Raw genomic sequence first — 2,661 nt, 5'->3', positions numbered from 1 at the left:
CACCCCGCTCCAGGCGCCGCCGTCCGAGGAGGCCCGGCGCCGGTGGATCGCCGGCCTGGTGAGCGCGGAGGACCTGCCGGGCAACCCGCCGGGGTTCACCGGCACCGAGCTCGTCACCCTGGCCGAACTGAGGGACGCGGGCATCGGCATCACTCCCGGAATGGACGTCGAGGCACAGCTCGGCGGAGGCGTCCGGGGCAGCGGGCTGCCGCCGCTCGACCAGGTGCGGCTGCTGCTGGCCCGCCCCGGCCCGTGGCCGGACACCCTCGGCGCCGTCGCGGCCGCGGTGTCGCGCCGCATCTGGCGCTCGGCCCTCACGGACTTCGAGACCGCGACCCCGGGCCCCGACGCCGCCCGGACGTGGGAGACGGCCCTCGGGCTGCTCCTGCCGGGCGATGCGGACTCCGTGCTCGCGGACTGGCGGTACGCCGCGGAGGCGTACCGTGACGCGGTGCGCCGCCTCGCCGACCTGCTGGCGGCGGAAGGAACGGACCCCCGGACGGTCGCGCGCCTCGCCGCCCGGTTCCGGGAGATCCTCGGACCGGTGGACGAGTGGAGCGACGAATGACCGTCATGGACGTCGGTGGAGAGAGCGTGCCGGCGAAGGGGACGACCGAGCGCGGCGGGACGGCGGTGCCCACGCCCCCCGACGACATCGTCGAGGCCGCACGGCTCGCGCCGGACCACTGGATCAGCATGATCGACCCCGGCTGGGACGGCGAGGGCGTGCCGCCCGACCGGGTCGTGGTCGGCCGCTGGCGCACGGGGCCGACCGGCGAGATCGAGGAGTGGGAGGACAACGAGGCGTACCGCCCCTCCCCGGAGTCGCTCGGCTGGCCCGAGCCCACCGACGACGTCGACGAAGCCCTCCAGCTCGCCGTCACCGGTTATGGACCGGCCGAGGACGTCCTGCGCGCCCTGGCCACCGCGGAGGTGGCGGTGCTGACCCTGCCGGACGGGTCCCTGGTGACCGCCGCGGTGGAGGACGGCGGGCTCGTCGTCCCGGTCTTCACAGCCTCACCCCACCTCAACGCCGTGGGCGGCTTCGCCTTCGACCACGTCACCGTCCCGGCCCTCCTGGACCGCCTGCCCCCCGGCCACGCGCTCTACGTCAACCCGGCCGGCCCCGCGGGCAGCGTGCTGGAGTCCGACCAGCTCGCGGAGACGATCGCGGACGGAAAACGACCGGCCGACACACCCGGTCCCCCTGACTAACATCACCGGGTGACGGCCCACAGGGCTCGGGTACTTCCACGAAGGAGCGTGTCCGTGCAGCGCACCGGTCTGTACTACCCGTACGTCCACTTCCGTGATCCGGCGTGGATCAAGGCCGCCGCGCTGTACCTACCGGAGATGGCCCGCGTGGTGCCCCGGGGCTTCCGCGTCTCGGACCCGGACCACGTCCGTGTCCTGCGGGAGGATCTCGGCTTCATCCAGGACATCGACCCCGCCGGGGCCGTCGAGGCGGCGTCACGGCATCTGCTGCGGCTCGTGGACGAGCGCGGTGCGGAGGTGCGGAGCCGTTTCGGTGTCCACGGCACCGGCGGACCGGACGCCGTGGACGTGGTGAACGCCGAACCCTCGCCGCCCGGCACCCAGGCGTTCGTGGACGACCACGCGCGCTTCGTCCCGTCCGGGGGCCGGCCGTTGGCCGGCCTGTACCCGGAGGAGATGTCGCCGGAGCTGAGGGAAACCCTGTTCGGTACCGGACTCGCGGTGCGGCGGGTGCGCAACACGGTCGACCGTGACACGTACCACGCGTGGGTCGGGGTGGACCCGGCGCTCGCCTGGGTCTACAAGTGCGCGCTGACCGCCGAACTCGCGGGCCGCACCGCCTTCCTCCCCGTCACCGACCAGGAGGCCGCCCACACGGCCGTCGACCCCTGGGACGCCGAACGGATGGCGGCTGTCCTCCTGGGCGGTGCCCCGGCCCCGGTCGGAACCGGAGACCTGGCAGGACGGGTCGGGGTGCTGTCGGTGCGGTGCGTGCTCCCCGCACGGCTTGCCGGGGTGCCCGCCGAGAAGATCGTGGAACTCCGCAAGAAGTACGAACCGGAGTTCTTCGCCTACATGGACGCCATCGCCCGGACGGCGGCGGACCTGCGCGAGGAACTGGCCGACATCCGCAGTCCGCAGGCACTGGACATGTACGTGCGGCAGGCGGTGCACAAGGACTTCGAAGTCGAGCTGGTGAAGCTGCGCGAGGCCATGAAGGGTGTCGGCCTCCAGACGATCACCACCTCCGTCAGCACCACCTTCGACACCCCCACCTCGGCGGCCCTGGCGAGCGGACTGATCGGCACGGTCGGCGGCACCGTGGCGGGCAGCGCGGCGGGCATCGTGGCCGGTGTCGGCGCGACAGCCGTGGGCATCCTCGGCGGAGCCCGGAGACAGCGCGACGCAGCACTCGCCTCCTCCCCGGTCAGCTTCCTCCTGCGCGTCGAGCGCGGGCTGAGACCCACCACCGCGGTCCGCCGCATCGGGCGCGCCCTGCGACGGAGCGCCGGTACGGGCGGGTGAGCAGAACGCGCGGGGCGGGACCGTGCGGTGCGGGCCGCCCGATGGCTCCGGCAGTCACCGTCGGCCGAACGGTCGCCTCCCGCCGGAGGAGAAGCGCCGTCGCGGGTGTCTGCGGCGGGGGGGCGCCCCCCCCCCCCCCCC

At 74.2% G+C, this 2,661-nt stretch carries 3 protein-coding genes; all 3 read left to right on the top strand.

From position 1 onward, the window contains the following. On the top strand, nt 1-568 hold a 568-nt coding region (locus B7767_RS46800), incomplete at its 5' end, for a hypothetical protein (protein WP_179167419.1). Continuing rightward, nucleotides 565-1,215 carry a type VII secretion system-associated protein gene (locus tag B7767_RS35075; RefSeq protein WP_256923675.1) on the top strand — a complete coding sequence of 217 codons (651 nt, stop codon included), beginning with the start codon at nt 565-567 and terminating at the stop codon, nt 1,213-1,215. The genes B7767_RS46800 and B7767_RS35075, both read left to right, overlap by 4 nt. Nucleotides 1,216-1,269: 54 nt before the next feature. Then, entirely contained in the window at nt 1,270-2,520 is a 1,251-nt protein-coding gene (locus B7767_RS35070; RefSeq protein WP_256923674.1) for a DUF6236 family protein, read from the top strand. Nucleotides 2,521-2,661: the final 141 nt, after the last annotated feature.

The organism is Streptomyces sp. 13-12-16, from assembly GCF_002114215.1.
In the GTDB taxonomy this organism is placed as follows: Bacteria; Actinomycetota; Actinomycetes; order Streptomycetales; family Streptomycetaceae; genus Streptomyces.
The sequence above is the reverse complement of the archived record's forward strand: the minus strand, read 5'-3'. Positions and strand labels throughout refer to the sequence as shown.